Here is a 21,670-nt window from a genome sequence, read left to right on the forward strand (position 1 = left end):
CGGCGGCTTTGGGGGCGGGGCGCGCGGTGGCCCCGCCCGGATCGCTTAGGAGAGCAGCTCGTCTTCGGTGATGACGTCGTCGGTCGGCAGAACCTCGACTCCGTTCTCGTCGAGCACGGGCTCCGGCTCGGGTTCGGGGGCGGGCTGCACGCAGGCGGCGAGGCCCAGGACCAGGAGGAGGGGCAGCGTCTTGCGGATCATGGGTGTCCCTTTCAAATTGATTAACGATGCGCGGGCGCAGATTGGCAGCAAATCGAAAGGCAGGCAACCGCGCGGGGCGCTCAACCTTCGCCCCGGGCCCGCATCAGCCGATCGGCCTTCTTGCGCACCAGCACCGAGCGCAGATCATGCATGGCCAGCAGGAGCGCGTCGGTGACCTCTTCAAGCTGCTCGTCAGCCGCCTTGGACTGCACCCATTGGGTGGTGATGTTGAGGTAATCCACCGCGCGGTGGATATCGTCGATGTCGCGGCGGGCCAGAAGCGCTGTGCGCTCGGTCATCCACTCGGTGATCGCCTCCACATCCTCTTCGGTCAGCTTGCGATCGCCATGGGGCTTCACCTCGCCGTTCTTGATGTTGATCACGGCGATCTGATCCATCTCGATCCGGCGCTGGCGGTTTTCGGTATCGACGCGAAAGGCCACCGCCCCGTTTTCGCGCACGCGGAAGTAATAGTCGGGTAATTCGCCTGCCATCGGCCTCATGTCCCTCGTTCTCGCAGAAGGGATAGCAGGGGGCGGGGCGGTGCGCCAGATGGGGGGTGCGTGCTGATGGGGCGGGGGTGAACACCGAGGTCGTCACCTACCCGGCCGCCGGGGTGAGCCTGGTGAACGGCGAGGCCCGCTACATCCACGCCGATGACCTCGGCTTTGGGCCGGATGGTGACCAAGGCGGATGACGCCGCCGGCGACGAGCTCTCTAGCGAGAGCCTCTAAACCCCCTACGGCCGGGCGGTGGAGTTCAGGGTGCAGGTGGGCGCCGAGGAGGACCACAGCTACATCGGCGAACGCCGCGACCGGACGACGGGGATGATGTACCTCAACGCGCGGTACTACGACCCGGAGATCGGCCTGTTCCTCTCGCCCGACTGGTTCGAGGTGACCGAACCCGGGGTGGGCGCCAATCGCTATGCCTATGCCGGTGGAGATCCGGTGAACGGCAGGGATCCGGGGGGGAATGAGTGCTCAAGCAGCGGAAACTCAGTCAGCTGTGACAGCGACTCGCCCGGCGGTGAAGGCGAGTTCGAGATTGAACCTTGGCCCGATGACGCGACAGAAGAGACTATCGATGAGACCTTGGCACTGTTCGATCACTTTTCAGCATATCGAAGGGCAAAGTATTCGCGCTATGCATCCGCTGTCAAAGGTAGAGAGTTTCGCGAAGAGCACCTTAGGCGAGCTTCGGCCGCATCGGGCAACGAAGTTGAAGGACGTAGTCCATGGATTAACCGATCGATTGCTATTTCAGGCGCTGTCGGTGTCCATGGAGCAGCTCGTTTCGGGACCATCCTTCAAGCTCGGACAATATTGAAGGAAAACCTCGCGCAAATGCGAGCCGCCCGGAGAGCTCAAGAAATTCATAATACTCTGACCCATCCGAAAGCGAGAAGCAGTCGAACGACAGCCGTGATGAACACAGAATCAGGTACGCGCATCGTGGCGGGCGGTGTTAGAGACCTTGATCCAGCGCAAAGGGCGGCCTTGGCTGCCGACGAAGTGGCAGCACGCTCACCTGGCGTTCATGCGGAGATTACAGCTATTCAACATGCCGCAAAAAATGGTATGGTTCCCAGAAGTATTCATACGACAACGAATATTTGCCGGTCCTGCCAAGATGCAATCAACTCCACTGGCGGTATTCTTACCGGACCGAGAACTGCGATATGGCCGTACTAAAGAAAATTGACCTACATCAGAAACAAGTGGGATTGTTGCTGCTCGAGGTGGACCCAGTGCAAGCTGTAGCGTTTGGAATGGCTTCGTTCGAGCGACTCCGTCCGTTCATGGAGCGATATTTCGAAACTGCGAGACTGCCCATGGATGAGGTGGTTTCAAGCTCGAGAGAAAAGATTTGGAAAATGGCCCTCCTGAGAACTGATCTCGAGGATCGTTCTTCGTGGAAGGATTCCTCTTCCAAGATTGACTTCATTATTCCGGGAGAAGACAGTAAGTGGAATATCTACCATCCGCTTGCTCAAGACGCGTTGAGTATCCTCTCATACTGTTGTGAGTATGCCGTTGAAAGAGATGTCCGGAAGCTGGAATGGTCTGCTCGTGCGGCCTTGGACTCGTTATTGTACTGTTCAGAGAGCAGTGATTTTCCTTATGTGGACAACGGTATGGTGTATTCTCAGATTGATCGCCAGCTTGAAGACATAAAACTCTTGAAGCTCGGTGAGATAGAGAAAATACGTAGCCTCGCGCTGCTAACAAATGCGTTCAACCGATGATATTTTGAAATATCTGAGTTGGTTTTTGGGGCGTATCCGCCTCAAAGTTGGTCAAATTATGAACTCCACCCCCACCTCCCGTGACGCAGCCCCAATCCCCCCACAGACCTCACACCCCGCCCCACCGCAGCCCGCACAAGCCCGCACCTCCAGCCGCTGCGCCAGCACCCCTCGCAGCACCTCCTCCAGCACATGCTCTTCCACCCCGAGGTTCAGCATCCGCCGGCGGGCCGAGGCGGCGGACTTCGTGTGCAGGGTCGCCAGCACCATCCGCCCCATCAGCCCGGCCCGGCAGGCCATCGCCGCCGTCGCCTCGTCGCGGATTTCTGCGGGCAGTGTGCGGCTGAGGGGCATCACGGTGCCAACGTACACGCTGGCTCTGGCCGGACGGTTGTGAGGCGGGCTATGGAGGCAGGGAGCGTAGTTGCTGCGCACCCTAAGAGCAGCACGAAAGGTGCGAGATGAAAGCATTGAACAGGCCCGTTCTCGGACTCCTTGCCTTGGTTTGGGCCTCTGGTTGCGCCGATCTTCAAGGCGAGCCTGCGGGGGAAGAACCACTGAACGGGGCCACGCTCGCGCTTCTATCCGGGCCGGCGGGTTTGCCTTCGGGCGAGGCGTTGTCGGCGACGCTCAACAACGGCACCCCGGCCCGGTTTTGCGTTTCCGGCAGCGCGGGGGATGCGATTGCCTGGGTGGTCTCGGAAGCAGGAACCGAAAACGAGCTGTTGGATCAGGGCTGGGGCGACAGCATCGAGAACCATACTCATGTCACCATTGGTGGGGTGAAACTCGATGGATACGATGCGCGGCGCCTCGAGGTCAAACCCGGCACCTCCGTGACGCTTACCGGGGTTTTCCCGAGTTTCCCAGACCCCTACCTTATGGGAGCGCGCGGTGAGTTCATCACTGGCGAGTTGACCGATCTCAGCCGCAAGACCTTCGAGTTCTACGGATATACCCATGTGTTCGACTGCGGGTTTCGGAATGCTCATGCCGCGATTGCGGCTGGAGACGTCCGGGTCGTGGAAACTGAGCGGCGGCAGATCTCCTTGCGACGCCTGATGATGAGATAAGGGGGCGGCATGTCGTGTCGACAGCGAGGCTCAGACAGATCGACGGGTCCGGGCAGGCTTCGGTGGAGGCTCGGTAAAGAAAAAGGCCCGGCGGTGGGGCCGGGCCTTTCATCGGTCAGGGTGCGGGGGCGGTTATTTCAGCCCGGCGCAGAAGGCCTGGATGCGGGTGCAGGCTTCTTTCAGGTTCTCGTCCGAAGTTGCATAGCTGACGCGGAAGTTGGGCGAGAGGCCGAAGGCGGCGCCGAAGACGGCGGCGACGCCTTTTTCTTCCAGCAGGGCGGTGCAGAACTCCTCGTCGTTCGAGATCAGCTTGCCGCCTTCGGAGGTTTTGCCGATACAGCCCGACACGTCTGGGTAGACGTAGAAGGCGCCCTCGGGGGTGGCGCAGGTGATGCCCTCCGCCGCGTTCAGCATCTCCACCACAAGGTCGCGGCGGCGCTTGAAGGTTTCGTTGTTCGGGGCGATGAAATCCTGGCTGCCATTCAGCGCCTCGACGGCGGCCCATTGGGACACCGAGCAGGGGTTGGAGGTGCTCTGGCTCTGGATCTTGCGCATTGCGGCGATCAGCTCTTTGGGGCCCGCGGCATAGCCGATGCGCCAGCCGGTCATCGCATAGGCCTTCGACACGCCGTTCACCGTGAGGGTGCGCTCGTAGAGCTGCGGCTCGACCTGCGCCGGGGTGCAGAACTCGAAGTCGTCATAGACGAGGTGTTCGTACATGTCGTCGGTCATCACCCAGACGTGGGGGTGCTTCAGCAGCACGTCGGTCAGCGCCTTCAGCTCGTCCCACGTGTAGCCCGCGCCGGTGGGGTTGGAGGGAGAGTTGAAGATCAGCCACTTGGTTTTGGGCGTGATCGCCGCTTCAAGCTGCTCGGGGGTGAGCTTGTAGTTTGTCTCGGCCCCGGCCTCGGCAATCACCGGCTCGCCGCCTGCAAGCAGGGTCATATCGGGGTAGGACACCCAGTAGGGCGCGGGAATCACCACCTCGTCGCCGGGGTTCAGCGTGGCCATCAGGGCGTTGTAGAGAATCTGCTTGCCGCCGGTGCCAACGGAGACCTGGGCAGGCTCGTAGCTCAGCCCGTTGTCGCGCTTCAGCTTGGCGCAGATTGCCGCTTTCAGCTCTGGAATGCCGTCTACGGCTGTATATTTGGTCTTGCCCTCTGTTATAGCCCGGATACCCGCCTGCTTGATGTTGTCAGGCGTGTCGAAGTCGGGTTCGCCGGCGCCGAGGCCGATCACATCCTTGCCGGCGGCCTTGAGCTCGGCGGCGAGGTTGGAGACGGCGATTGTGGGCGAGGGCTTCACGCGTGTGAGCGTGTCGGAGAGGAAGGCCATTTGGTGCTCCGGTCTGAGTGCGGACGGGGCCGAGTAGTAGGCCCGGGCGGATGGGCGTTCAAGCGCCAAAACGGTGGCAAGAGGAGAAGGCACGAGATGGAAAGCGAAAGCGGCAGCTGGTTTGACGCAGAGACGGCAACTTTTGGCGACCGGGTGGCCGGGGCGCGGGAGGCGCTGGGCTGGAGCCAGAAGCAACTGGCCGAGCGGCTGGGTGTGAAGGTGAAGACGGTGAAGCACTGGGAGGGTGATGCCAGCGAGCCGCGGGCCAACAAGCTGCAGATGCTGGCCGGGATGCTGGGCGTTTCGATGCGTTGGCTCCTTTCGGGCGAGGGCCCGGGGGTTGATGCGCCGCTGCCCGAGGGCGTTGTGCCCGCCACCGCGCCGGCCGAGCTGGCGGGCCTGCTGGCAGAAATCCGCGCGGTGCGTGGCGAGATGTCGCTTCAGGCGCAGCGGCTGGAGCGGCTGGAGACGCGGTTGGAGGCAGCTTTGGGGGCCACGGCGTGAGCGAGACCCGCGAGATCAGGCTGAAGCGCCTGAAGATCCGCGCATGGCGGCGGGGGATCAAGGAGATGGACCTGCTGTTGGGCGGCTTTGCCGACAGCCAGATGGCCGGGCTTTCGGAGGCGGAACTGGATGCCTTCGAGGCGCTGATGGATGAGGCCGATCAGGACTTGCTGCGCTGGGTCACCGGGCTGGAGCCGGCACCGGGGCACCACCTGCCAATGCTGCGCCGGGTGGCGCCGGATGCGCAGCTGCGCGAGGCGTAAGGGGCAGATTGCGCGAAGATCGTGGTGCAAGCGCCGATGATCTGCGGAAAAATTGTCAGGACTTAACGAGTTCTAAGGGTTTCGCACGGTAAGGGAATGCCAGACAAGAACTGGCGGAGAATGCCATGAGCATCCATTCCCCCGTCGCCCCCAGCCTGAGGCAGGGCTTCATGGGCGGCTACCTCGAAACGCTGGCACTGGTGGAGCGGCTCCATCGGCTTCTTCTCGATGTCATCAAGGACGAGTTCGAGCGTGTCGGCGTGCTGGAGATCAACGCGGTGCAGGCGCTGCTGTTGTTCAACGTGGGCGACCATGAGGTGACAGCCGGCGAATTGAAGACGCGCGGCTACTATCAGGGCTCCAACGTCAGCTACAATCTCAAGAAGCTGGTGGAACTGGGCTTCATGCACCATCAGCGCTGCGAGATTGACCGACGCTCGGTGCGGGTGCGTCTGACCGAGCGGGGCCGCCATATTCGCGATCTGGTGGCCGAGCTCTTCGAGCGCCATGCCGAGGGCTTGCAGACCAGCGGGGCCATCGACATGGACGGGCTGGAGGTGATCACCGCCGCGCTCCGCCGGATGGAACGCTATTGGGGCGACCAGATCCGCTATATTTACTAGGCGGGACGTTCTAGGCGTGCACGCGTTTGCGCGGCGTGGGCTCATCGCGGGCAACTGTGGGCGGGTTTCGTAAGGAACGGTCTTGGCCGGGTGCTTGCCGAGCGAAGCGAGGCCACCGAAAGCGGCCCGCGCAGCGGCCTTGGCAACGGGTCGGGCGCGCAGCACCCAGCAGGCGCGCAGCATTCAGCAAGTGCGCCGGTGCCTTGGCTTCCGCCACCTGCGGAGGTGCAGCGGCCATCCCGCGAAGCCACGCACAGAGGCACCATACGGTGAGGTTGAAGATGCAGTCGCAATCCTGTGGGAGCGACTGGGAAACGGCCGTTTGGCGAGGGTGCCGGTGCAGCGGAAATCCGACAAGAGAGGCGTGTCGTCGCCTTCCTTGAAGCGAGAGCAGGCGTGTTGCGGCGACTCGCAGGCGAGCTGCGGCCGCTGGCAGGCGTGCTGCAGCCATAGGCAGGCGTGTTGCAGCCACAGGCAGGCGTGCTACGACCACTGGCAGGCGAGCTGTGCGAGGTTGCGGGCTCAGGGGGTGGCGGTGAGGCGGGGGCCGGTTGCGGGGAGGGCGGCCATCGGGGCGCCTTCGAGCTCCTTGAGCAGCTTGCGGGCCATGGCCTCGGCATAGGAATCAAACCCCTCCGCCGTCATCACAAAGGCACCCGGCCCGTGGATCACCTGCGCCCTGTAATAGGCCGAGAGCTCGCCCAGCGAGGGGGTTGCGTGATCGAGCGGGGGTTGGCCGATTGTCAGCCCGTTCACCACGATCCCCGCAAGGGGCGGTGTGTCGCGCACGTCTTGCGGGCGCGGGCCGGAGTTGTTTTTGCCATCGCCGGAGAGGTCGATGGTGCGCTTGGGGCAGGCGGGGGCCCGGGCGAGCAGGGCGGCGCCGAACAGCATGGCCGCGCCAATGGCGGTGGTGTGCGGCGCAGGCTGGCGCGGGGTTTCGCGCAGGCGCTGGGCCACACCCGAAAGCCTGTCGGGCGTGGTGATGGCGATCCAGTCGATCAGCAGCCGCTGAAAGCTCTCGTCGGACCATTCGTACACCGCCAGCAGCACCGGTCGATCGGTGCCGGTGAGCAGGGCGGTGGCAACCTCGGGGTCAGAGAGCGCTTCAGCGAGGCCATCGAGCTGGAGACGGTATTCTTCAAGATCGACGGAGCCGGACACATCGAGGCCGAGGGCGAGAGCCTGGCGGCAGCTGTCTTGCGCCGCAGCGGGCAGGGCGAGCATGGCGCAGGTGGCGAGCGAGGGGCCAGCCCCTCGCACACCCCGGAGTACTTGCCGCAAGAAAATGAACGGGCGGCGCAGGCTCATCGTGCAGCGAGCCAGGCGCGGGCGGGCTCGGCAAGGCGGAAATGGCCGGTCATCGGGTGATCGAACAGCATGTTCTCGGTCCGCGTGCCCCAGCCGATGTTATGGGTGACAAGCGGGGTGCCATCGGTGGCGCGGTCAGCTGCGATGATGCCGATGTGCGGCAGGTTTGAGCCGGTGAGGCGAAAGCTGACGATGTCGCCGGGCCGAAAACCCGCGGGGTCGGAGGTGAGTGGCAGGGCAGCCCCGGCGCGGGTAAAGAGGGTTTCGAGATTGGGTACGCGGCGGTGGTCGATGTTGCGATCGGTGGTTTTGAGGCCCCAGATCGTCGGGTAGGCGGCAAAATTCGCCTTCATATCGACGTTGACCACGGCCTGAAGGTCGATGCCCCAGGCGTCACGCATGGCGCGGATCACCACATCGGTGCAGACCCCGCGCGAACGCGGCAGGTCGCCGCCGGGAAACGCCAGCCCGACATAGGCCGGATCGTAGATCACCGTCACGCCAACCTGCTCCTCCGCCGCCGTGGCCAGATCGCTGCCCGGATCGGCGCCGACAGGGCCGGCGAGGGCGATGAGCAGCGCGAAGAGCCTCATGTGGCGGCCTCCTCCTCGGCATGGGGCAGGGGGCGGCGCGGCGGGCGTTGGGGCGTGCGGTAGAGGAAATCGCGCATCACGAGGGTGACCGTGACGAAGGCCACGAAGAGCAGCAGATACCACGACCCCATCTTTGAAAAGCTCACCATCTCCGTCCAATGCTGCCCCGGGTAGGCCCATGTGCCGGTTACCGTGCCGATATTCTCGGCCACCCAGACCATCAGCGCCACCAAAAAGGCCGTGAGCGGCAGTGGCATCCAGAGCGGGCGGGTGCCGACGTAGAACCAGACACGGGTGCGGGCGAAGAGCAGCACGGTGGCCGCAAAGAGCGCGAGGCGGATGTCGGGCAGGAAGTGATGGGCGAAGAAGTTGACGTAGATCGCCACCGCCAGCACCACCGTCATCCAGAACGGCGGGTAGGGGGCGAAGCGCATTTCGAAGATCCGCGCGACCCGGGCGATGTAGCTGCCGATGGAGGCATACATGAAGCCCGAGAACATCGGCACGCCCATGATCTTGAGCATGCCCGCCTCCGGGTAAGACCAGCTGCCCGCCTGCACCTTGAAGAATTCCATTGCCGTGCCGGTGAGGTGGAAGAGCGCGATGACCTTGGCTTCCTCCCATGTTTCCAGCCGCGCCCAGAGGAAGAGCACCTGCGTGGCGAGCGCGAAGACCACGAGAAAATCATAGCGGGCGACTGGCCAGCCCGGCTGCCAGATGGCCTTTGTGGCAAGGATCGCCACCAGCAGCAGCCCGCCGAAAAGCGCGGCCCAGCCCTGTTTGAGGGTGAACATGACCAGCTCGGCCAGCCAACCCGGCAGGCGGCGGCGGGCCCAGTCGCCCATGCCGCGCTCAAGCCGGCGCGTGCCTCCGTCTATGTGGATGCGGGGGTCCATCAGAAGGTGGATTTGAGCCCGAAGGTGATGCCGAAGGTTTCGGTGGCGTAAAGGTCTACGGTGCTGTCGTTCTTCTCCCAGCTCACGCCAACCTCGGGGGCAAAGCCGTAGTAATCGGCCTCTGCGAAGAAGAAGTTCACCCCGAGTTTGAGCCGGTCATCTTCGCGTTCGGTGCCGAAGAGCGCGCCCTCATAGTCCCGGTGTTCGAAGGCGGCAGACAATGTGGTTTCGGCGGTGAAGACCGGCTCTGCCAGTTGGAATGCGGCCGAGATCTTGCGGGCCGAATGGGCCACGAGGGCGCTGTCGGAGTTCACCTCCTTGGTGGAGGCGATAACGGTAAAGCGGCCCGCGTCGAACCGATGCGACACGCCGAGTTGGAGCTCGCTGGAAGAGAGCGAGCGGGCGGGGTTGTCGATCCGGTCCTGCCACTCCCCGAGCGCCGCCGCCCAGCCCGAGGTTTTGGGCGCAAGGCGGAAGGTTTGGCCAAGGCGGGCACGGGTGTAGGTGAGCAGCTCTTCGCCGCCATACCAGCTTTTGCCGATGGCAAGCTCTGCGTCGAAGAGGCCAAAGCCGGGGCCCTTCGCGTCGCGCGGGCGGGGTTTGGGCGCGCGGGTGATGCCGAAGGACAGCTCGGCGGAGGTATAGGCATAATCGCTTGCGTCGGCCTGCGGTGCCTGATCCTGTGCCTCGCCAGACAGCCAGTAGCGCTTGGCCTCCACGCTGCCGCCAAAGCGCAGGATGGTGCGGCGGCCTGAGCGGATGCGGTATTCGGTGGAAAGCCCGAGGGCCAGCTCGGTGCCCGAGAGCGCCTGCGCATCGCCGGAGAGGGCAAAGCTGAGGCCGCCAATCTCGATCCGGTCCGAGGCGGCGCCGTTGTTGATGTTGGAAGAGGGCGTCAGCGAGAGGGTGACGGAGCTGCGCCAAGGGTTGCGCCCGCGCACATAGGCAAAGTCGCGCTGTGCGCCGGTGCGGGCGGCGTCGCTTGGGGCGAACTCGGCAGCCCGGCGCAGCCAGAACTGGGCACGGGTGCGCTTTTCATCCGAGGCGAGGGCTTGCGCCATGGCGATGGAGGCGTGGTAGCGCTCCTTGTCACCCGAGGCGGATTTCCAGGCCTGGCGGGCATAGGATTGCGCTTCGTCGTAACGCCCCAGCGCGCGTGCGGCGCGGCTGGCGGTGGTGGCGGCGGCCACATCGCCGGGGTCGAGCGCGAGGAGGGCGCGGGCGAGATCGAGCCCGTAGGCAGGTTGCCCCGAAAGCACCGCTTGGGCGGCGATCTTGCGGGTTTCTTCCGGTGTTACGGTGCGCGATTGCGCGAGGGCAGGGGCCGTCAGCAGCAGGAGCGCAAGCAAGCTGCGCCCCAGCATAAGCCCGAAGCCACGGGCCGGGCGCATGGCTTACGGATCCGTTGCGATGAAGACGCCGGTTTCCTGCGCGTCGAAGGTATCGACCACGTCCGGGTCCGGGTTGCCGCCCGCGTCGACGCCCGTTTCGGAGGCCGGTCCGGTGATGACAATCAGGCCAACGATCTCTTCGGAGTTGGGGCCGGCGAAGGCACCTTCCCACGAACCGGTTTCAAACGTGTCGCCGGCGTTGGTGCCGGTCCGGTCTAGAGATGTTGCAGAACCGTCGAAGATGAAGCCCTGATCATCGGCAGAGGCGGTGGCCAGCGCGATGGAGGGCAGCGTGCCAAGGAAGTTTCCGGCAGTGTCGTAAACGTTGCGCACGCCGATGGTGCCTTCGATCGCGCCGGTGGTTTCGAAGTCCAGGAAGTCGACCTCGATCGTGGCGGTGGCGGTGGTGAAGGTTACGTCGCCGGAGCCGGTGCCGTAGGTGGAGACCCGGACGCCTGCATAGTTGCCCTCGTAGACAGCTTCGCCATCTCGTGCGATGTCGGGGGCCGACACGCCGTTGCGTGTATACTGCGCACCGCCCCAGCCGAAGCGGTTGTAATCGCCGGTGGCGACAGCGGAGGCTGTGGTGTAGGTGCCAGCGCCGTAAACTGCAAAGTACTTGCGCCGGTTGGTCTCAGCCGTCTCGTCGCCGCTTTCATACTGCTGGAAGGGGTTGCCGGTGGCTTCCACAGCAGCGAGCCCCATGTAGGTGTAGCGCTCGTCAACAGTGCCTTCCGGGCCGTCGAAAGGCAGGTTGTCGATGGTGAGCGTATTGTCGGCGTTCAGCGTTATGCCCGTGACATCGCCCTGAAGGCGGCGGGTGGTGGTGCCGGTGGTGACTGCACTGTCATTTGCCGGGCTGCCGCTGTCGGATCCGGTCTCTTCGCCAGCGGAAGGCCCGCTGGTCACCGGGTTGAGGTCGCCCCCCGAGCAGGCCGCAAGGGAGGTAAGGAGTGTGATCGCGGTAATGCTGGAGCGCATGGTGGACTCGTCCGTTTTTTGTATCTGCTCTTATTTGGCGGCTAGGTTTCCTGCGCTGGGCCAAGAAGTCAACGATTTGTGAGGTCACCTGCCCGCGAAAGGCGCAACCGTTGCCGAACTATCGCCCTTAGAGCGCTTTTACCACATCCGGGGGGCGCTTTTCGCCGGGCCGCGAGATGTGGTAGAGCAGGGGCGCAGCAAACTGGGGGAATCGGTGAAGCAGTATCTTGATGCCTTGAGAGAGGTGCTGGAGCGCGGCGAGCAATCGAGCGACCGCACCGGCACGGGCACCGTCAGCGCCTTTGGGTTGCAGGCGCGCTATGATTTGAGCCGCTCGTTTCCGCTGGTTACGACGAAGAAGCTGCATCTGAAGTCGATCATCCATGAGCTTCTGTGGTTTCTCTCCGGCGATACCAACATCCGGTATCTGAAGGAAAACGGGGTGCGCATTTGGGACGAGTGGGCCGATGAAAACGGCGATCTCGGCCCGGTCTATGGCCGCCAGTGGCGCGATTTTCCGCAGCTTGTGCCGACCGATGCGGTGGCGAACGGGCAGCGGCTTTATGAGCGGCGCTCGGTCGATCAGATTGCAACGCTGGTGGAGCGGATCAAGGCCACGCCGGACTCGCGCCGCCTGATCGTCAGCGCCTGGAACCCTGGCGAGGTGGACGAGATGGCGCTGCCGCCCTGCCACACGCTCTGGCAGGTGCGGGTACTGGGCGGAAAGCTGCATTTGCAGCTTTATCAGCGCTCGGCGGATATGTTCCTTGGCGTGCCGTTCAACATTGCCAGCTACAGCCTGCTGGCGGTGATGCTGGCGCATGTGACGGGGTATGAGCCGGGGGAGTTCGTGCATTCGATTGGCGATGCGCATATTTACTCCAACCACATGGATCAGGTGCGCGAACAGCTTTCACGCGAGCCGCGCGAAGCGCCGACGCTGCGGTTGGCGCGGGACGTCGAGAGCCTGTTTGACTTCCGCTTCGAGGATTTCGTGATCGAGGGCTATGATCCCGCGCCCGCGATCAAGGCGCCGGTGGCCGTGTAATGCTGAGCCTGATCGTTGCACGCGACCGGAACGGGGCAATCGGCAAGGATGGAGACATCCCGTGGCGGGCGCCGGAAGACCTGCGGTTTTTCAAGCGTGAAACGCTGGGCGGTGCGGTGATCATGGGCCGCAAAACCTGGGAGAGCCTGCCGAAGCGGCCCTTGCCGGACAGGCTGAACCTTGTGGTCTCGTCGCGCACCGACCTGGGTGTCGATACGTTTCACCGGCCTGATGTGGCCGTGAATTACGCACAGGAGCTAGGCTATCGGCGGGTCTATGGCATTGGCGGTGAAGGGATTTTCAAGGCCTTCATGGCAGATGCCGACCGGCTGCTGATCACCGAGGTCGAGCTGGAGGTGGAGGGGGCGGATGCCTTCATGCCGGCCTTTGACGAGGCCGATTGGCGGCTGGCGGGCGAAACCGTGCTGCGCGAGGAAGGTCCGCGCTGCGTGCTGCGCGAGTGGCTGCGGCGATAGCACCTTGGTGGGGTGGTGGGCAGATTGCCCACCCTACGGCGGGGCGCTAGGGTTTGCGCCATGAAACGAATTTTCCTTTCAGCTCTGGTTGCCTTGGCCTGCCTGCCGCTGCGGGCCGAGCCTGTGACGGTGTTCGCCGCCGCCTCGCTGAAGGGCGCGATGGACGAGGTGGTGGCCGCCTGGGGCGGGGAGGCGCGGATCTCTTACGCGGGGTCTTCGGCGCTGGCTCGGCAGATTGAGGCGGGGGCGCCTGCGGATGTGTTTATCTCGGCCAACCCGGACTGGCTGGACTGGCTGGAGGCGCAGGGCGTGGCGCTAGAGCGGGCCGATTTACTGAGCAATTCCATGGTGTTGGTGTCGCGGGCGGATGACCTGCGCGTCGGGATCGACCAGTTGAAGGGCGATGACCGGGTGGCCATGGCGCTGGTGGAGGCCGTGCCCGCAGGGATCTACGGCAAGGCGGCGCTGGAAAGTTTGGCGCTTTGGGAGAGCGTGGGGCCGCGCGTGGTGCAGGCCGACAACGTGCGCGCGGCGCTGGCGCTGGTGGCGCTGGGAGAAGCGCCGCTGGGCCTTGTTTATGCAACCGACGCGCTGGCGGAGCCGGGGGTGGCGGTGGTGGCCACGTTTCCGGAGGGCAGCCACCCGCCGATCCGCTACCCGGTGGCGGCGCTGACAGAGGCGGGTGCGCCGGTGATGGCATTTTTGCAAGGTGCTGAAGCCGCAGAGATTTTTGCCCGCCACGGCTTTGGGCTGGTGTCAGAGTGAGCTGGCTTGGCCCGCAGGAGTGGGCGGCGGTTGCGCTTTCGCTCAAGGTGGCCTTCTGGGCCACGCTCTTTGCGCTGCCGCCGGGCATCTTCGTGGCCGTGGCGCTGGCGCGCTGGCGCTTTCCGGGCCGCGAGATCGTGAACGGGCTGGTGCATTTGCCGCTGGTGTTGCCCCCGGTCGTGACCGGATACCTGCTGCTAGTGACCTTTGGCACAAAGGGCTGGCTGGGCGGGGCGCTGGCCGAGGTTGGCGTGGTCTTCGCCTTCCGCTGGACAGGCGCGGCGCTGGCGGCTGGGATCATGGGATTTCCGTTGCTTGTCAGGGCGATACGGCTTTCGGTCGAGGCGGTCGACCCGAAGCTGGAGCAGGCGGCGGCAACGCTGGGGGCCTCGCGGTTTTGGGTGTTTGTCACGGTGACATTGCCGCTGATCCTGCCCGGGGTCATCGCGGGCGGGGTGTTGGCCTTCGCCAAGGCGATGGGCGAGTTTGGCGCGACGATCACCTTTGTTTCCAACATCCCCGGCGAAACCCAGACCTTGCCGCTGGCGGTGCATAACTTCATGCAGGTGCCGGGCGCGGAGGCCTCGGCCTGGCGGCTGGTGGTGGTGTCGCTGGTGGTGGCGATGGGGGCCTTGCTGCTGAGCGAGTGGCTCTCGCGCCGGGTGGCGGCACGGGTGGCCGGGCGATGACGCTGGAGGTGGCGATCAAGGTGGCGCAGGGAGGCTTCACGCTGGATGTGGAGTTTGCCGCGCCGCCGGGGATCACCGTGCTCTATGGCCGCTCGGGGGCCGGGAAGACGAGCATTATCAATGCGGTGGCCGGCCTGGCGCGGCCTGCGGCGGGGCGGATTGCGGTGGATGGCGAGGTGCTGTTTGATCGCGCCCTTGGCGTGAACCTGCCCGCGCACAAGCGCCGGATGGGCTGCATTTTTCAGGATGCGCGGCTGTTTCCGCATCTCACCGTGGCGCAAAACCTGCGCTATGGGCGCTGGTTTTCCAAGGCCGGGCCACAGGAGGCGCGGGTGGTGGAGATGCTCGGGATCGGGCCGCTGTTGGGGCGTCGCCCCGGCGCGCTTTCGGGCGGCGAGCGGCAGCGGGTGGCGATTGGGCGGGCGCTGATGGCGGGGCCACGGATGCTGCTGGCCGATGAGCCGCTTGCCGCGCTGGACGAGGCCCGGAAGGCGGAGATTTTGCCCTATTTCGAGCGGCTGCGTGACGAGATGGGCGTTCCGGTGCTCTATGTCTCTCACGCGCCCGCCGAGGTGGCGCGGCTGGCCACCACGGTGGTGGCGCTCGATGGCGGGCGGGTGCTTCGGCAAGGGCCGGCGGCAGAGGTGCTGGGAGATCCGCGGGTGACGCCGCTTGGCCCGCGGGCCGCTGGCTCGGTGGTGGAGGCGCGGGTGATCCGGCACCACGATGACGGGCTTTCAGAGCTGGAAGCAGGCGGGCTGAAGCTGCATCTTCCGGCGGTAAGCCACTCGGAAGGCTCGGTTTTGCGGGTTCATATCGCAGCGGGGGACGTGATGCTGGCGACCGAAAGGCCGCAGGGCATATCGGCGCTGAACGTCTGGCCCGCGACAGTGAGTGACGTTCGGCTTGGCGAGGGGCCGGGCGCGATTGCGCGGCTGGATGCGGGCGGGCAGGTGGTGTTGGCGCGAATTACCCGCCGCTCGGTTGAGGCGTTGGGGCTGGCACCGGGGCGCGAGGTGTTTGCCGTGCTCAAGGCGGTTTCGGTCGCGCCGGAGAGCGTGGCTTAACGATTTATCAACACACCGTTTCCATTCTGGAAATTGAAATGTGGCAGAAACGCCTTCAGACTGCTGAGAATTGGCGGTCTGCTCCCATCGGAGGTGGGCGAAGGAGGTATGATGTTTGGACGTGTTTCGCTGGCTGTCGCCGGTTTGATCCTTGGGGCGGGTGCTGTGATGGCGCAGGGCAAGCCTGATGCGCCCCGTATTTATGCCTACCCGGGTGAGAACTTTTGCCCGACCGGGCTACAGCCCGTTACCATCAGCGGCGTGATCTGCTGTGGCACGCCGAACCAGAAAGTGAGCTACGCTTCGATGAAGGCCACGCCTGCCCCAGTGCGGCGCCAGAAGGTTGTGCGCCGCAAAGCGTCGACGGGCTACCTCTGGCATGGCGGCAAGGGCGTTGAGCCCGACGAATAGGGCCAGCCAGCCAAGTGTAAGGAGAGGGGCCGGCGGAGTGATCCGACGGCCTTTTTTCATTGGGTGTCAGGTGCTTGGCCTGAGCTACCGCTTAGAGCAGCTTGAGGTCGCCCGCGCTTTCGCGGCCATCCCGACCGGGGATCATATCGTAGCTGATCTTCTGATTGTCGGCCAAGCCAGTCAGGCCTGCGCGCTCTACGGCCGAGATGTGAACGAACACATCCTTGCCGCCATCATCGGGCGCAATAAACCCATAACCCTTAGTCGTATTGAACCATTTCACGGTGCCGGTGGGCATTCCGTATCTCCCTCTTATAGTCCGGCCCTTAACCTGCGGGCCGTATGCAGTCCGGTCTTCAGTCTTCCGGTCCGCTTTAGAGGCAGTATCGGTCGTGAAGTCTCCGTAGGTCAGAGGATTGTGGCGTGATGTAAAAAACGCAAGACAAAGCGGGTAATTTGCGGGGATTCTCGCAAGTACTGGCGAAAAAAGGGGCGAATGCGATGAAAATTTATGGGCTAAAAACCTGCGATACTTGCCGAAAAGCAGTGAAAACGAGTGGCGGGGCGCTGCAGGATGTGCGCGAAAATCCGCTTACGCCAGAGGAGCTGGGCCGGTTTTGGGCGACCTTCGGGGACGCTTTGGTGAACCGGAAATCGACCACGTGGCGGCAGCTGAGCGAGGCTGAACGGGCGGAGGAGCCGCTGGCCCTGCTGGCCGCGCATCCGACGTTGATGAAGCGGCCCGTGGTGGAAAAAGACGGGCAGCTTTGGCTCGGTTGGGGGCCGGATGTGCGGGCGGAACTGGGCTTTGCGTGAATGCCCGTATGGTCCGGCTTGAGGGGCGTTAACCCGAAAAAGTTAACCGGCAACATCTCATGCACATCCTATGCACATCTGATGCACAGGGAATTTTTGCAAAATGGCGGAGGGTTAACGCGCCGCGCAGTTGGGTGCGGTCAGGCGGGGGCCGCGCTGGGGCTGCGCAAGGCGGTGAGCGCGCGATCCACCGAGATCGGCCCCGCGCCGCGTAGCACCAGCACGCCGAGCGCGAAGATCCAGAAGGCGCGCTGATCGAGCAGCAGGGCATCCGAGGACACATCGAACCACGCGCCGATATCACCGCCGCTTACGCCGTGGCCGTGGACATCAACCACGCTTTGCACGAGCACGAAGCCGATCATCGCCGCAGAGGCCAGCCGGGTGAAGAGGCCGATGACGATGGCAACCGGCAGCAGCACCTCGGCCCATGTGCCCGCGAGGGTGACGGCCCAGTGAAAGACGCCAAGCTGCGAGATGTCATAGCTCACCGCCTCCATCGCCTTGGGGAAGATGGTGACATAGGCCCCGGCGTCGGGCCGGAAGAGGCCAAGCACCCCTTCGCCAAATTTGGAGAGGCCGGAGTTGAGGTAATAGACCAGCAGCACCCCGGCGAAGACGAGGCGGGCGAGGCTGGGGATAAGCCAAGGCGCGGCCCCTTCGAGGCGGAGGACGGCGGCATCGTAGAGGCTGAGAAGGCGGGTCATGGCTGAACCTCCGTGATTGCGCCGCCAGAGATCAGGGCGGCGAGGGTGCTGGTGATGTCGAGGCCATCGGGCGTGGCCTCTTCGAGGGTGTCACCGCGAAGAAGCGCGGCGAGAAAGGCACCTGCGGCGGGGGGCAGCGGGGTGAGCTGCGGGTCAAACCCCGGGCGGGTGACGAGAACGGTTTGGGCCTGCGCCTCGGGCTTGGGGCCTTCGCCACGGGTATAGAGCCAGATGGCGTGAATGGGGTAGGGCGAAGCGACGGAGCGCAGGGAGGGTGCCAGCACGAGGCGGCTCTGCGGCGTGATCTCAGCCGGGTCGGCCGGGGTGCTGTCGGCCGCGTGGTAGCTTTCGCGCAGGGCCTGCTCCAGCCGGGCGACATCTGCGAGGTAGGCGATGTGGGCGACGGGCGGGAAGGCCTTGAGGAAGGCCGGGAAGCTGGTGCCCCATGTCGCGATGCGCGGATCGCGGGGTGGCTCGGCGCGCACGTAGTGGCCGGCCATTGCACTGAAAAACTCGTCACCAACGATCTTGAGCACGACGGGGAAGGCCTCTGCCAGCGCCTCGCTGAGGGAGACGACAACGTTGTTGCGATAGACATCGAAGCGCTTGCCAGCGGGGCGGCCCTTTGGGTCAACCAAGCCGTCGGGCACGGGGGCATCCGGCGCGAGGAGGGCGCTATGGAAGGCGGATTGGCTCATGCGGCGACCGGCTGGAGAATGTCGGCGGCGCGGGCGGCCTCGGCTTCGAGTGTTGGATAGTCGGGGATGTCGGCATCCCATTCGATCAGGGTTGGGCGGGGGCCGGAGCGGCGGATGGTGTCGGCATAGAGCTGCCAGACCCGGTCGACCACATGGGCATCGTGGCTGTCGATCAGCAGAGGGTCGCCATGCTCATCGGCTTGCTCGTCGTGCCCGCCGAGGTGGATCTCGTGGACGGCGGAAAGCGGGAAATGTTCGATATAGTCAAGCGGGTCGCGCTGCTGGTTGGTGCAGGCGACGTATACGTTGTTGACATCCAACAGTAATCCGCAGCCGGTGCGGCGGGCGATCTCGGCCAGAAAGTCGGTTTCTTCCATCTCGCTTTCGGTGAAGGTGAGGTAGGTGGAGGGGTTTTCGAGCATCATCGCGCGGCCAATTATGGCCTGAAGCTGGTCAATGTGGTCGCAGACGCGGGTGAGCGTGGCCTCGGTGTAGGGCAGCGGGAGCAGATCGTTCAGGAAGGCGCCCTCGTGGGTGGACCATGCGAGGTGTTCGGAGAAGCTGGCGGGCTGGAGCCAGTCGCAAAGGTGCTTGAGGCGGGCGAGATGGTCGGCGTCCAGCGGGGCTTCGCCGCCGATGGATAGGCCAACGCCGTGGACGGAGATGGGAAAGCGCTCGGCAAGGTGGCGGAGCTGGGCCAGCGGGCGGCCACCGTCGCCCATGTAGTTCTCGGCGTGGATTTCGAGCCAGCTCACGCTGCCCGGGTCATTCACCAAGTCATTGAAATGCTGGGCCTTGTAGCCAACGCCAACCCCGGCGGGCAGGCGGAAATCTGGTGAGGACATGGGGCACCTCTGGCAAGGACGAGGGGTGCGCCCGGCCCCGTGGAGCCGGGCGCGAAGGCTTTAGGACTTGGGCAGGTCGCGCTCGAGCGGCTCAAGGGAGCCCATGCGAGCGGTGTCACCCATGGCGGGCAGCTCGATGTCGGCGCAGGTGCCGGCGGGCACGAGGGTCCAGGCGTTGCCCTGGTAGTCCACGGTCGAGGTGCCCTTGCAGGTGGTGCCGGGGCCGGCGGCGCAGTCGTTTTCGCCAGCCATGGAAACGCCGTAGCACTTTTCCTGCTCTTGCGCGGAGGCGGTGTGAGCGGCGGTCATGGCAGCGGCGACCGAAGCGGCAACGGCGAGGGTTTTGACGGTTTTGGACATGGGTATCCCCTTGGGTTGGTTTGGTTTTTCACGGTGTATCGTGGCCCCGGGTCATCCATCCGGGGATGTCAAAAAGCTAGTCGCTGCGGGTGATCACGCGCCATTGACAGGCCTGTGAACACACGGGGCCGTTATGTGGGGCATGGGTTTTTGCGGTGCAGAAAAATTGGCTCAAACGGCTAAGGCGTTGAAAATTTGGAGTTAAGATCGTGAGGTGCTTGCGGTGTTTTGTAACATTCGCCCCCACAAAGCCGTGAGGGGCCGACATATGGTTACAAAATGAAAGCGCCGCCCGGCGGGGTGCGGGGCGGCGCTCACGTGGCTGTCAGGGATGTTACGCCAGATCGGGGGGCGTGGCCTCGGCGGCGAGGCTTGCGATGATATCCGCAAGGCTTTGAACCGAGGTCTGTTTTTCGCCAAGGCGGCGGACAGAAACGGTGCGCTCTTCCACCTCGCGGCCCCCGCAGGCGAGGATGACGGGCACCTTGCCGACCGAGTGCTCGCGGACCTTGTAGTTGATCTTTTCGTTGCGAATGTCGGCCTCGGCGCGGATGCCCTTGGCCTGCAGCTCGGCGACGACCTCGTTGACGTAATCATCGGCCTCCGAGGTGATGGAGGCGACGACAACCTGCCGGGGGGCGAGCCAGAACGGCAGCTTGCCTTCCCAGTTTTCGATCAGGATGCCGATGAACCGCTCGAAGCTGCCAAGGCAGGCGCGGTGCAGCATGAAGGGGCGGTGCTTGTCGCCGTCTTGCCCGATGTAGCCCGCGCCGAGGCGTTCGGGCAGGTTCGGGTCCACCTGGAAGGTGCCGCATTGCCAGACCCGGCCGATGGCGTCGGTCAGGTAGAAGTCGAGCTTGGGGCCGTAGAAGGCACCGTCGCCCGGCTCAAGCGTGTAGTCGCGGCCCACGGCCTTGATGGCGCCTTCGAGGGCGTTCTCGACATAATCCCAGCTCTCTTCGGAGCCGACGCGCTTTTCAGGCCGGGTGGCGAACTTGATTTCGAAGTTGTCGAAGCCAAGCTCGCGGTAGATTTCGGCGGTGAAGTCGATGAAGCGGGCGCATTCTTCCTGAATCTGCTCCTCGGTGCAGAAGATATGCGCGTCATCCTGCGTGAAGCCGCGCACCCGCATGATGCCGTGGAGCGCGCCAGAGGGCTCGAAGCGGGCGCAGGAGCCAAACTCGGCCAGCCGCAGTGGCAGGTCACGGTAGCTCTTGAGGCCTTGGTTGAAGACCTGCACGTGGCAGGGGCAGTTCATCGGCTTCAGCGCGTTGATGCGGGTCTGGTCCTTGTTCTTGGCCTTGGTCGCATCGTCGTTCTCGCCATCGCGGCTTTCGTCGACTTCGACGAGGAACATGTGGTGCTGGTACTTTTCCCAGTGGCCGGAGGCCTCCCAGAGCTTGCGGTCGACCACTTGGGGCGTGTTGATCTCGCGGTAGCCGCCGGCGCGCTGCTTGCGGCGCATGTAGTCTTGCAGGGCGGTGTAGATCGTCCAGCCGTTGGGGTGCCAGAAGACCTGGCCGGGGGCCTCTTCCTGCATGTGGAAGAGGTCCATCTCGCGCCCGAGGCGGCGGTGGTCGCGCTTTTCGGCCTCTTCGAGGAAGGTGAGATGGGCCTTCAGGTCTTCGCGGTTCTTGAAGGCGACGCCGTAGATGCGCTGGAGCATCTGGCGGCTGCTGTCGCCGCGCCAGTAGGCCCCGGCGACGCTCATCAGCTTGAAGGCATCGGCCGGAAGCTGGCCGGTGTGCTGGAGGTGGGGGCCGCGGCAGAGATCCTGCCAGTCGCCGTGCCAATACATCCGCAGCGGCTCATCGCCCGGGATCGCCTCGATCAGCTCAACCTTGTAGGGCTCGTTGTTGGCTTCGTAATGCGCCACGGCCTTGTCGCGCGGCCAGACCTCGGTGCGGACCGGATCGCGCTTGTTGATGATTTCCTTCATCTTCTTTTCGATCTGGCCGAGATCTTCGGGGGTGAAGGGTTCGGCGCGATCGAAGTCGTAATACCAGCCGTTCTCGATCACCGGGCCGATGGTGACCTTTACATCGGGCCAGAGCGCCTGCACGGCGCGGGCCATGACGTGGGCGAAGTCGTGGCGGATGAGCTCCAGCGCGGGGGCGTCATCCTTCATGGTGTTGATGGCGATCTGGGCATCGGCCTCGATCGGCCATGCGAGATCATGGTGCTTGCCGTCGACCATGGCGGAGATGGCGGATTTGGCGAGGGATTTGGAGATGGAGGCGGCAACTTCGGCGGGGGTGACTCCGGCCTCGTAGTCGCGTGCATTGCCATCGGGGAAGGTGAGAGAGATTTGGGCCATATCGGCTCTCCTCGTCGGTTTGGCGCCCACGGAACGCCCGGTTGCGGGTTAT

At 64.4% G+C, this 21,670-nt stretch carries 28 protein-coding genes; 13 read left to right on the forward strand and 15 right to left on the reverse strand.

The genetic code is table 11. From position 1 onward, the window contains the following. Nucleotides 1-45: 45 nt before the first annotated feature. Nucleotides 46-201: a hypothetical protein gene (locus FHY55_RS20465; protein ID WP_168222952.1), complete on the reverse strand. Its 156-nt coding sequence runs from the start codon at nt 199-201 to the stop codon at nt 46-48. Between the two features lie 80 nt (nt 202-281). Continuing rightward, the gene (locus tag FHY55_RS07150) at nt 282-695 is read right to left on the reverse strand and encodes a hypothetical protein (protein WP_140013533.1); all 414 of its coding nucleotides are present in this window, start codon (nt 693-695) and stop codon (nt 282-284) included. 270 nt (nt 696-965) lie between these two features. Here FHY55_RS07150 and FHY55_RS07155 point away from each other — a divergent pair, with 270 nt between their 5' ends. Together FHY55_RS07155 and FHY55_RS07160 are read left to right on the forward strand one after the other, a co-directional pair. Next, the gene (locus tag FHY55_RS07155) at nt 966-1,895 is read left to right on the forward strand and encodes an RHS repeat-associated core domain-containing protein (RefSeq protein ID WP_168222953.1); all 930 of its coding nucleotides are present in this window, start codon (nt 966-968) and stop codon (nt 1,893-1,895) included. Then, nucleotides 1,883-2,449, forward strand: coding sequence for a hypothetical protein (locus tag FHY55_RS07160; RefSeq protein ID WP_140013535.1), 567 nt, complete (start codon nt 1,883-1,885; stop codon nt 2,447-2,449). The genes FHY55_RS07155 and FHY55_RS07160 overlap by 13 nt, the downstream gene beginning before the upstream one ends. A 51-nt stretch (nt 2,450-2,500) precedes the next feature. Here the strand turns inward: FHY55_RS07160 and FHY55_RS07165 are convergent, their stop codons facing one another. After that, on the reverse strand, nt 2,501-2,803 hold the full coding sequence (locus FHY55_RS07165) for an ATPase, T2SS/T4P/T4SS family (RefSeq protein WP_168222954.1): 303 nt from the start codon (nt 2,801-2,803) through the stop codon (nt 2,501-2,503). 107 nt (nt 2,804-2,910) lie between these two features. Between FHY55_RS07165 and FHY55_RS07170 the strand changes: the two genes are divergently transcribed. After that, nucleotides 2,911-3,522, forward strand: coding sequence for a hypothetical protein (locus FHY55_RS07170; protein ID WP_140013537.1), 612 nt, complete (start codon nt 2,911-2,913; stop codon nt 3,520-3,522). Nucleotides 3,523-3,654: 132 nt separating this feature from the next. On the opposite strand, the gene FHY55_RS07175 is transcribed toward FHY55_RS07170, so the two are convergent. Next, complete coding sequence (locus tag FHY55_RS07175) at nt 3,655-4,857, reverse strand: pyridoxal phosphate-dependent aminotransferase (protein WP_140013538.1); 1,203 nt, start codon at nt 4,855-4,857, stop codon at nt 3,655-3,657. A 96-nt stretch (nt 4,858-4,953) separates the two neighbouring features. Between FHY55_RS07175 and FHY55_RS07180 the strand changes: the two genes are divergently transcribed. From FHY55_RS07180 to FHY55_RS07190, 3 genes are all read left to right on the forward strand, one after another. Next, nucleotides 4,954-5,361 (forward strand): helix-turn-helix transcriptional regulator, encoded by a 408-nt coding sequence (locus FHY55_RS07180; protein ID WP_140013539.1) that lies wholly within the window; start codon nt 4,954-4,956, stop codon nt 5,359-5,361. Next, nucleotides 5,358-5,624: a succinate dehydrogenase assembly factor 2 gene (locus tag FHY55_RS07185; protein ID WP_140013540.1), complete on the forward strand. Its 267-nt coding sequence runs from the start codon at nt 5,358-5,360 to the stop codon at nt 5,622-5,624. Before FHY55_RS07180 ends, FHY55_RS07185 begins: the two co-directional genes overlap by 4 nt. A gap of 125 nt (nt 5,625-5,749) precedes the next feature. Further along, nucleotides 5,750-6,247: a MarR family winged helix-turn-helix transcriptional regulator gene (locus FHY55_RS07190; protein ID WP_140013541.1), complete on the forward strand. Its 498-nt coding sequence runs from the start codon at nt 5,750-5,752 to the stop codon at nt 6,245-6,247. 522 nt (nt 6,248-6,769) lie between these two features. Here the strand turns inward: FHY55_RS07190 and FHY55_RS07200 are convergent. From FHY55_RS07200 to FHY55_RS07220, 5 genes are read right to left on the reverse strand one after another with little or no spacing between them, the layout of a single operon-like run. Then, the gene (locus FHY55_RS07200; RefSeq protein WP_254695443.1) at nt 6,770-7,558 is read right to left on the reverse strand and encodes a DUF1194 domain-containing protein; all 789 of its coding nucleotides are present in this window, start codon (nt 7,556-7,558) and stop codon (nt 6,770-6,772) included. Further along, nucleotides 7,555-8,151, reverse strand: coding sequence for a DUF1287 domain-containing protein (locus FHY55_RS07205; protein WP_140013542.1), 597 nt, complete (start codon nt 8,149-8,151; stop codon nt 7,555-7,557). Before FHY55_RS07205 ends, FHY55_RS07200 begins: the two co-directional genes overlap by 4 nt. Beyond that, nucleotides 8,148-9,047, reverse strand: a complete 900-nt coding sequence (locus tag FHY55_RS07210) for a DUF817 domain-containing protein (protein WP_254695444.1) — start codon at nt 9,045-9,047, stop codon at nt 8,148-8,150. The genes FHY55_RS07205 and FHY55_RS07210 overlap by 4 nt, the downstream gene beginning before the upstream one ends. After that, nucleotides 9,047-10,438 (reverse strand): surface lipoprotein assembly modifier, encoded by a 1,392-nt coding sequence (locus tag FHY55_RS07215; RefSeq protein ID WP_140013543.1) that lies wholly within the window; start codon nt 10,436-10,438, stop codon nt 9,047-9,049. Before FHY55_RS07215 ends, FHY55_RS07210 begins: the two co-directional genes overlap by 1 nt. A 3-nt stretch (nt 10,439-10,441) precedes the next feature. Next, nucleotides 10,442-11,419 (reverse strand): hypothetical protein, encoded by a 978-nt coding sequence (locus FHY55_RS07220; protein WP_140013544.1) that lies wholly within the window; start codon nt 11,417-11,419, stop codon nt 10,442-10,444. 214 nt (nt 11,420-11,633) lie between these two features. Here FHY55_RS07220 and FHY55_RS07225 point away from each other — a divergent pair, with 214 nt between their 5' ends. From FHY55_RS07225 to FHY55_RS07250, 6 genes are all read left to right on the forward strand, one after another. Next, nucleotides 11,634-12,467 carry a thymidylate synthase gene (locus tag FHY55_RS07225; protein ID WP_140013545.1) on the forward strand — a complete coding sequence of 278 codons (834 nt, stop codon included), beginning with the start codon at nt 11,634-11,636 and terminating at the stop codon, nt 12,465-12,467. Further along, complete coding sequence (locus tag FHY55_RS07230; protein ID WP_140013546.1) at nt 12,467-12,943, forward strand: dihydrofolate reductase; 477 nt, start codon at nt 12,467-12,469, stop codon at nt 12,941-12,943. The genes FHY55_RS07225 and FHY55_RS07230 overlap by 1 nt, the downstream gene beginning before the upstream one ends. A gap of 60 nt (nt 12,944-13,003) precedes the next feature. Continuing rightward, nucleotides 13,004-13,708, forward strand: coding sequence for a molybdate ABC transporter substrate-binding protein (gene modA, locus FHY55_RS07235; RefSeq protein ID WP_140013547.1), 705 nt, complete (start codon nt 13,004-13,006; stop codon nt 13,706-13,708). Next, complete coding sequence (gene modB, locus FHY55_RS07240) at nt 13,705-14,397, forward strand: molybdate ABC transporter permease subunit (protein WP_140013548.1); 693 nt, start codon at nt 13,705-13,707, stop codon at nt 14,395-14,397. Before modA ends, modB begins: the two co-directional genes overlap by 4 nt. Then, nucleotides 14,394-15,464, forward strand: coding sequence for a molybdenum ABC transporter ATP-binding protein (gene modC / locus FHY55_RS07245; protein WP_140016035.1), 1,071 nt, complete (start codon nt 14,394-14,396; stop codon nt 15,462-15,464). The genes modB and modC overlap by 4 nt, the downstream gene beginning before the upstream one ends. Before the next feature lie 111 nt (nt 15,465-15,575). After that, nucleotides 15,576-15,875: a hypothetical protein gene (locus FHY55_RS07250; RefSeq protein ID WP_254695445.1), complete on the forward strand. Its 300-nt coding sequence runs from the start codon at nt 15,576-15,578 to the stop codon at nt 15,873-15,875. Nucleotides 15,876-15,966: 91 nt separating this feature from the next. On the opposite strand, the gene FHY55_RS07255 is transcribed toward FHY55_RS07250, so the two are convergent. Continuing rightward, nucleotides 15,967-16,173 (reverse strand): cold-shock protein, encoded by a 207-nt coding sequence (locus tag FHY55_RS07255; protein ID WP_140013549.1) that lies wholly within the window; start codon nt 16,171-16,173, stop codon nt 15,967-15,969. A 203-nt stretch (nt 16,174-16,376) separates the two neighbouring features. Between FHY55_RS07255 and FHY55_RS07260 the strand changes: the two genes are divergently transcribed. Continuing rightward, complete coding sequence (locus FHY55_RS07260; RefSeq protein WP_140013550.1) at nt 16,377-16,691, forward strand: arsenate reductase family protein; 315 nt, start codon at nt 16,377-16,379, stop codon at nt 16,689-16,691. Nucleotides 16,692-16,831: 140 nt separating this feature from the next. On the opposite strand, the gene FHY55_RS07265 is transcribed toward FHY55_RS07260, so the two are convergent. The 5 genes from FHY55_RS07265 to thrS form a co-directional block, all read right to left on the reverse strand. Continuing rightward, the gene (locus FHY55_RS07265; RefSeq protein WP_140013551.1) at nt 16,832-17,398 is read right to left on the reverse strand and encodes a DoxX family protein; all 567 of its coding nucleotides are present in this window, start codon (nt 17,396-17,398) and stop codon (nt 16,832-16,834) included. Then, on the reverse strand, nt 17,395-18,096 hold the full coding sequence (locus FHY55_RS07270) for a DNA-binding domain-containing protein (protein ID WP_140013552.1): 702 nt from the start codon (nt 18,094-18,096) through the stop codon (nt 17,395-17,397). Before FHY55_RS07270 ends, FHY55_RS07265 begins: the two co-directional genes overlap by 4 nt. After that, a complete protein-coding gene (locus FHY55_RS07275; RefSeq protein WP_140013553.1) occupies nt 18,093-18,941 on the reverse strand; it encodes a DUF692 domain-containing protein in 849 nt (282 codons plus the stop codon). The genes FHY55_RS07270 and FHY55_RS07275 overlap by 4 nt, the downstream gene beginning before the upstream one ends. Nucleotides 18,942-19,001: 60 nt before the next feature. Next, nucleotides 19,002-19,301, reverse strand: a complete 300-nt coding sequence (locus FHY55_RS07280) for a DUF2282 domain-containing protein (protein ID WP_140013554.1) — start codon at nt 19,299-19,301, stop codon at nt 19,002-19,004. 334 nt (nt 19,302-19,635) lie between these two features. Beyond that, entirely contained in the window at nt 19,636-21,618 is a 1,983-nt protein-coding gene (thrS, locus tag FHY55_RS07285) for a threonine--tRNA ligase (protein ID WP_140013555.1), read from the reverse strand. Nucleotides 21,619-21,670: the final 52 nt, after the last annotated feature.

It is taken from the genome of Oceanicola sp. D3, from assembly GCF_006351965.1.
In the GTDB taxonomy this organism is placed as follows: Bacteria; Pseudomonadota; Alphaproteobacteria; order Rhodobacterales; family Rhodobacteraceae; genus Vannielia.